This is a genomic window from Kitasatospora sp. NPDC127116, from assembly GCF_042677365.1.
Classification (GTDB): Bacteria; Actinomycetota; Actinomycetes; order Streptomycetales; family Streptomycetaceae; genus Kitasatospora; species Kitasatospora lactacystinica.
On record NZ_JBHXTL010000123.1, the window covers coordinates 21302 to 28642 of the forward strand.

The window sequence follows — 7341 nt, forward strand, 5'->3', positions numbered from 1 at the left end:
TTGAGCGGCGGTCAGACCGCCACCGGCCGGCCGGTCTCGTACGCCTCGCGCACCCGGGCCTGCGCCCGCTCGCCCGCCGCCAGGTGGTCGAGGCCGAGCAGCGCCGCGCCGAGCACCGGCGGGGCGACGACGACGCGCGGCTCGGCCAGCGGCGCGGCCGCGGCGAGCCGGGCGGTCAGGTTGTCCAGCAGCAGCGGGTGGCGGGAGGCGAGCACGCCGCCGCCCAGGACCACCGGGGTCGGGGTGTCCAGCAGGTCCAGGCGTCCGAGGGCCACCACCGCGAGCCGGACGATCTCGTCGGCCTGGCGGTCGATCAGCTCCAGCGCCACCGGGTCGCCCTCGGCCCCGACGGCGAACAGCACCCGGGCTATCTCGTGCAGCCGGTCGCTCGACAGGTGCCCGAGGTGGACGGCCTCGGCGACGGCTCCGGCGCTGGGCAGGCCGAAGTGCTCGGCGATGGCCCGGGCGAGCCCGGTCGGGCCGCCGCGGCCGTCCTCCGCGCGGACGGCGTGCCACATGCTGGCGACGGCCAGCCCGGAGCCGCCGCCCCAGTCGCCGGTGAGCTCGCCGAGGGCGGGGAAGCGGGCGGTGCGGCCGTCCGGCAGCAGGCCGACGCAGTTGATCCCGGCGCCGCAGACCACCGCGACGCCGCGCGGGCCGTCGGTGCCGGCCCGCAGCAGGCCGAAGGTGTCGTTGACGACGGTGTTGCCGGCCCCCCAGGGGTGGGACTCCAGCGCCACCCGCAGGGCCTCCTCCTCGACCGGCAGGTCGGCGTTGGCCAGGCAGGCGCTGACGTGGCTGGTGAGTACGCCGTTCCAGGACGGGTGCCCGGCCTCGGCGGCGGCCTGCTCGACCAGCGGGGCGAGGCCGGCGACCGCGGCCGCGCCGCCGATCTTCTGCGGCGCGAAGCCGCCGCCGCGGGCGGTGCCGAGGATGCTGCCGTCGGTGCCGATCAGGGCGACGTCGGTCTTGGAGTTCCCCGCGTCGATGGCGAGGACGCCGGGCAGGAGTGGTTCGGGCTGGTGGGTCATCAGGTCCCCGCGGCTCGTACGTGGCCCGGGCCGTGGTCGTCGGCCGGGTGCCCGGCCGTGGTCCCGGCCGGGGTGCCCGGCCGAAAGGTCCCCGGCCGGGGGTGGGCGGTCTCCTCGCGGGGCCCGCCCGGCGACCTCCTCCGGTCGCCGGGCGGGCGCGTCGCGGGCCGGATCAGGCCCAGGCGAGGTGCTCGCGGTTGTGGGCGAGCAGCCGGTCCGTGAGCTGGTCGGCGAGCTCGATCTGGCCGACCAGCGGGTGGGCGAGCAGGGCGTCGAAGACCCGGTCGCGGCCGCCGTGCAGGGCGGCGTCGAGGGCGAGGTGCTCGTACGAGGTGACGGCGGCGATCAGACCGGCGTACAGCGGCTCGACGGGCCGCTGCGGCAGCGGGCGCACGCCCCGCGCGTCCACCTCGGCCGGCACCTCGATGACGGCGTCGTCCGGCAGGAAGGGCAGCACGCCGTCGTTGCGGGTGTTCACCACCTGCACGGACGTCCCGCCGCCGGTGCCGAGCAGGGCGGCGATCAGCTGGACGGCCGCCTCCGAGTAGAAGGCGCCGCCGCGCTTGCCGAGCAGCTCGGGCTTGGTGTCCAGGGTCGGGTCGGCGTACAGCTCCAGCAGCTGCCGCTCGATCTCGGCCACCTGGGCGGCCCGCGAGCCCTGCTCCTTCAGTTCCGCCACCACCGCGTCGTGCTGGTAGAAGTACCGCAGGTAGTAGGACGGCACCACGCCGAGGCGCTCGATGACGGCCTGCGGCAGGTGGAGGTCCTCGGCGATCTCCTTGCCGTGCGAGGACAGCAGCTCGGGGAGCACCTCGCGCCCGGTCGCGGCGCCCGGGGCGTCGAGCAGGGTCACCCCGCGCTCCCAGCTCAGGTGGTTGAGCCCGACGTGGTCGAGCCGGACCAGTTCCGGGTCCACGCCCAGGTGTCCGGCGAACTTGCGCTGGAAGCCGATCGCGACGTTGCACAGCCCGACGGCCTTGTGGCCGGCGCCCTGCAGGGCCCGGGTGACGATGCCGACCGGGTTGGTGAAGTCCACGATCCAGGCGTCCGGGTTGGTCCGGCGCACCTGCTCGGCGATGTCCAGCACCACCGGGACGGTGCGCAGCGCCTTGGCGAGGCCGCCGGCGCCGGTGGTCTCCTGCCCGACGCAGCCGCACTCCAGCGGCCAGGTCTCGTCCCGGTCGCGCGCCGCCTGCCCGCCGACGCGCAGCTGGAGCAGGACGGCGTCGGCGTCCGCGACGCCCGCCACCAGGTCGGTGGTCACCGTGACGACCGCGGTGTGGCCCTGCCTGGCGAAGATCCGCCGGGCGAGGCCGCCGATCAGCTCCAGGCGTTCGGCGGCCGGGTCGATCAGCACCAGTTCGCCGATCGGCAGGGTGTCGCGCAGCCGGGCGAAGCCGTCGATCAGCTCCGGGGTGTACGTCGAACCGCCGCCGACGATTGCCAACTTCAGTGCGGACATCAGCCCTTGACCCCTGTCAGTGTCACGCCTTCGATGAAGGCCTTCTGAGCGAAGAAGAAGAGGACGATCACCGGGGCCATCACCAGCAGGGTGGCGGCCATGGTGAGGTTCCAGTTGGTGTGGTGGGCGGCCTTGAAGGACTCCAGTCCGTAACTGAGCGTCCAGGCGTCGTGGTTGTTGCTGGCGTAGATCTGCGGGCCGAAGTAGTCGTTCCAGCAGTAGAAGAACTGGAACAGCGCGACCGCCGCGATGGCCGGTTTGGCCATCGGCAGGACCACCCGCAGCAGGGTGCGCAGGTCTCCGCAGCCGTCGATCCGGGCGGCCTCGATGTACTCCTTGGGGATGGTCATCAGGAACTGGCGCAGCAGGAAGATGGAGAACGCGTCGCCGAAGGCCATCGGGATGATCAGCGGCCAGAGCGAGCTGCCCAGGCCCATCTGCTTGGTCCAGAACAGGTACATCGGGATGACGGTGACCTGCGGCGGCAGCATCATCATCGCGATGACGGCCATCAGGGCCAGGTTGCGGCCGCGGAAGCGGAACTTGGCGAGCGCGTAGGCCACCGGGAGGCTGGAGACCACGGTCAGCAGGGTGCCGAGCCCGGCGTACAGCAGGGTGTTGCGCCACCAGCTGAGGAAGCCGGGGACGGCCCAGACCTTGCCGAAGTTGCCCCATTCCCAGCTGGTCGGCCAGTAGTCGGTGGTGAGCGCCTGCCGGTCGGACATCACCGAGGTGAGCAGGACGAAGACGAAGGGCAGCAGGAAGAACAGCGCGGCGGCGATGGCCAGCGCGTGCACGGCCACCCAGTTGAGCACCGCGCGGCGCCGGGCGGCCCGGGCGGCGGGGCTGCCGGACCGGGAGGGGCGGGAGCGGCGGGAGGGGCCGGTCGCGGCCGGCGCCTCGGTGAGTGTGGTGCCAAGAGTCATGATCAGGTCCTCACAGGCCCGCTAGTCGTCGCTCGCCATGAAGCCGGACCGGCGGCGGAGCAGGATCGAGGTGACGGCCATCGAGATGGCGAACAGCACCAGGGCGACGACGCAGGCCGCGCCGTAGTTGAAGCTCTGGAAGCCGAGCTTGTAGACCATCTGCGGCAGGGTCCAGGTGGAGCCGCCCGGGTAGCCGGGTTCGAAGGGCTGGCCGGAGCCGCCCGCGATGCCGCTGGCGACCTTCCCGGCGACGATCGCCTGGGTGTAGTACTGCATGGTCTGGATCACCCCGGTGACCACCGCGAACATGATGATCGGCGAGATGTTCGGCAGGGTGACGTACCGGAACCGCTGGAACGGGCCGGCGCCGTCCAGTTCGGCCGCCTCGTACTGGTCCCGGGGGACGTCCAGCAGCGCGGCCATGAAGATGACCATCAGGTCGCCGACGCCCCACATGGCGAGCAGGGTGAGGGCGGGCTTGGACCAGTCCTCGGAGGCGAACCAGCCGGGCTGCGGCAGGCCGAGCTCGCCGAGCAGGTGGTTGACCGGGCCGGTGCCGGGGTTGAACAGGAAGGCGAAGGCGACCGTGGCGGCCACCGGCGGGGCCAGGTACGGCAGGTAGAAGGCGGTGCGGAAGAAGCCGGCGCCGGTCTTGACCTTGGTGATGAGCATCCCGATGCCCAGGCCGAAGGCGACCCGCAGGCTCACCATGACGACGACCAGCCACAGGGTGTTGCGCAGGCCCTGCCAGAAGGCCGGCAGCTCGTTGAAGACGTAGTTCCAGTTCTTCAGGCCGCTGAAGGTCGGGGAGCCGAAGCCGTTGTAGGAGGTGAAGGAGAAGTAGACGGTGGAGATCAGCGGGTACGCGAAGAAGACGCTGAAGCCGATCAGCCAGGGGGAGAGGAAGGCGAGGGTGCGGGCCGCCTCCCGGCGGCGCTTGCGACGCAGCAGGTGCTGCGTGCCGGGCGCCGCCGGGCCGGTCGGTCCCGCGTCGGCCTCGTCGTTCCCCTTGCGGGTGCCGAACGCGAGTGACATGGGAGCTCCGTGGACCGTTCCCGGGCTACTTGGCCTGGGCGATGTCGGTGTCGATCTGCTTGGCCGTGGCGGCCAGGCCCGCCTGGAGGTCGGTCTGCTTGCCGGACTCGTAGTCGTAGCCGAGGTTCTGCAGGGTGGTGATGTAGCTGCCGCCGTTGACGGCCGGCGGGGTGGTGCCGGAGTGGGTGTTCTTGGCGACGTTCAGGAAGGTCCTGAAGTTGTCGTCGCTCACCAGCTTGGGGGAGTCGAGCGCCGCGATGGTGCTCGGCACGTTGTGGATCGCGTTGGCGAAGCCGACCACCGCGTCGGTGTCCGTGGTCAGGTACTTGACGAACTCCCAGGCGGCGGCCTGCTTCTTGCTGCTGCTGGCGATGCCGACGATGGTGCCGGTCTGGTAGCCGCGGCCGTAGGTGTCGGCCTGGTCGTCCGGGACGGGGAAGGCGGCGGTGGCCCACTCGAAGTCGGGCTTGTCCTTGGCGAGCGAGGCGGTGCGCCACTCGCCGTCGAGGATCATCGCGAGCTGGCCGGTGTGGAAGGGGTTCTTGGCGCTGAACTCCTCGCCGAAGGTCGCGCGGTACTTCTCCAGCTTGGCGTAGCCGCCGAGCTGGTCGACCAGGCCCTTCTGCCACTTGAGCATCGCGGCGACCTTCGGGTCGGTGGCGATGTCCGACTTGCCGTCGGCGCCGAAGTAGGTGGGGCCGTACTGGCCGAGGTAGTGCTCGGTGGTGGACTCGTAGCCGTGGTACAGCGGCATGAAGCCGAGCTGCTTGTACGAGTCGCCGTCGGCGACGGTCAGCTTGGTCACGTCCTCGGCGAACTCGCTGAAGGTCTTCGGCGGGTTGGCGATGCCGGCGTCGGCGAAGGCCTTCTTGTTGTAGTACAGGCCGTAGGCGTCGCCGAGCAGCGGCAGCGAGCACTGGTTGCCCTGGAACTGGGTGTAGTTGAGCATCGTGGTCGGGAAGGTCTTGGCCGGGTCGATGCCGCTCTTCTGGAGCATCGGCTTGAGGTCGACGAAGGCCTTGGTCGAGCAGAACATGCCGACGTTGTTGGTGGTGAAGGAGGAGACCACGTCCGGCGCGTCGGAGCCGCCGGCCCGCAGGGCCTGGTTGACCTTGTCGTCCGCGAGGCTGTCCACGGCCTTGACGTGGATGGTGGGGTGGGTCTTCTCGAAGGCGGCGATGTTGTCGTTGATCGCCTTGATCTCGTTCTCCTGGCTCCAGCCGTGCCAGAAGGTGATGGTGACGTCCTTGCCGCCGGCCGATTCGTCGGAGCCGCCCGTGTCGCTGGAACCGGTGCAGGCGGAGGCGAGCAGCGCCAGGACTGCGCTGCCGGCGACGGCGGCGACGGTGCGGCGGCCTCTGCGGGAGGTGGTGGCGTGCACTTCGGGATCCTCCTGGGGGTGCGCGGGCAGGCCTCGTTGCCTCGGTTCCCGCGTTCGGGGGTTGGGGAGAGGTGGGTGCAGGTGGCGAGGTGACAGGGGGAGCGTCAGTGGGTGGAGAAGACCGCCTCGCGGGCGTCGGACAGGGCACGTTGCAGGGCGCCGAGCAGGACCGGTGAGCCGGACAGGGCACTGCTGCGGACCTCCGGGCGGGCGATGGAGATCCGCGCCAGTTCGTCCTCGACGAGCGCGCGCAGCCGCTCGCCGCCGGCGCTCGGCACCACGCCGGAGAGGACCACCAGTTGGGGGTCGACGACGGCGACGATCACCGCCAGCCCGACGGCGAGCCGCCCGGCCAGCTCGGCGAGGAAGGCGTCGCCGGCGCCCGGGAGGGCCAGCGCCTTGGCGATGGACTCCTGCGCGGTGGCCGCGCCGAGCCCGTGCTCACGGGCCAGGGCCCGGACGGCGGGAGTGCCGACCAGGGCCTGGAACCCGCCGAACTTGCGGCGGCGGGCGTCCCACTCGACCGGCGAGTCGGGCAGCGGCATGTAGCCGACCTCCCCGGCGCCGCCGGTGAAGCCGCGGTGCAGCCGCCCGGCGATCACGATCGCCGCGCCGACCCCCGCCCCGGCCCAGAGCAGGACGAAGTCCTCGAAACCGGCCGCGGCGCCCGAGGACCGCTCGGCGACGGCGGCCAGGTTCACGTCGTTCTCGATCGACACCGGCGCGCCGATCGCCTCGGTCAGCTCCTCGACCAGTCTCGGTGAGTGCCAGCCCGGCAGGTGGGAGGCGTAGCGCAGCTTGCCGGTGACCGGGTCGGGGGCGCCGCCGACCCCGATCGCGGCGGTGCGCAGGACGCCCTCGGGCAGGCCGGCGGCCCGGACGGCCTCGGCCACCGCGGTGGCGACGGCCGGGACGGTCCCGGCGGCCGGGACGCCCTTGGTGGGCACGGTGTGCTCGGCCAGCGTGGTGCCGGTGATGTCGGCGACGGCGACCCGGATCTCGCTGTTGGTGACGTCCAGTCCGGCGACGTACCCGGCGGCCGGATTCACCTGGTACAGCCGGGCGTTGGGGCCGGGGCCGCCCGCCGTGGTGCCGACCGGCAGGACCAGCCCGGCCGCCTCCAGCCGGGCCAGCAGCTGGGAGGCGGTGGGCTTGGACAGCCCGGTGAGGGCACCGATCTGGGTGCGCGAGAGCGGCCCGTTCTCCAGCAGGAGTTCGAGGGCGGCACGGTCGTTGATGGCGCGCAGCAGGCTGGGGGTGCCGGCGAGGGGGGCCCTGGCGGTGTTCTTGGTCATGCCCGGAATCCTCCCCTTTCGGCTGGTCGGGACGGTCCGCGGGTGTCCCCGGAGCGGGGAGCGGGCGGGCTTCGGACGAACTGTTAGGAAACTTTCCAGTCGCTTGGGAAGGACCGTAAGGGCCGTGTCGGCGGAGTGTCAATGGTGGGTGGAGCGGAGGATGCCGAAGCGTTACCGGACACGACGCAAGCCCCGCTCCCGGCGTACCGGG

General features: G+C 72.1%; 6 protein-coding genes. All 6 read right to left on the bottom strand.

The genetic code is table 11. The features are described from left to right. Positions 1-11 precede the first annotated feature (11 nt). The 6 genes from ACFVHV_RS34745 to ACFVHV_RS34770 all read right to left on the bottom strand — a co-directional run bounded on the left by ACFVHV_RS34745 (position 12) and on the right by ACFVHV_RS34770 (position 7130). Positions 12-1031: a BadF/BadG/BcrA/BcrD ATPase family protein gene (locus ACFVHV_RS34745; RefSeq protein ID WP_359914794.1), complete on the bottom strand. Its 1020-nt coding sequence runs from the start codon at positions 1029-1031 to the stop codon at positions 12-14. Between the two features lie 172 nt (positions 1032-1203). Then, complete coding sequence (locus ACFVHV_RS34750; RefSeq protein WP_380356722.1) at positions 1204-2484, bottom strand: 6-phospho-beta-glucosidase; 1281 nt, start codon at positions 2482-2484, stop codon at positions 1204-1206. Between the two features lie 8 nt (positions 2485-2492). Beyond that, on the bottom strand, positions 2493-3419 hold the full coding sequence (locus tag ACFVHV_RS34755; protein WP_380356717.1) for a carbohydrate ABC transporter permease: 927 nt from the start codon (positions 3417-3419) through the stop codon (positions 2493-2495). A 21-nt stretch (positions 3420-3440) separates the two neighbouring features. Beyond that, positions 3441-4454, bottom strand: a complete 1014-nt coding sequence (locus tag ACFVHV_RS34760) for a sugar ABC transporter permease (RefSeq protein WP_359914800.1) — start codon at positions 4452-4454, stop codon at positions 3441-3443. Positions 4455-4479: 25 nt separating this feature from the next. After that, positions 4480-5835 carry an ABC transporter substrate-binding protein gene (locus ACFVHV_RS34765; RefSeq protein WP_380356720.1) on the bottom strand — a complete coding sequence of 452 codons (1356 nt, stop codon included), beginning with the start codon at positions 5833-5835 and terminating at the stop codon, positions 4480-4482. Between the two features lie 104 nt (positions 5836-5939). Then, a complete protein-coding gene (locus ACFVHV_RS34770; protein WP_359914806.1) occupies positions 5940-7130 on the bottom strand; it encodes an ROK family transcriptional regulator in 1191 nt (396 codons plus the stop codon). Between the last annotated feature and the right edge of the window lie 211 nt (positions 7131-7341).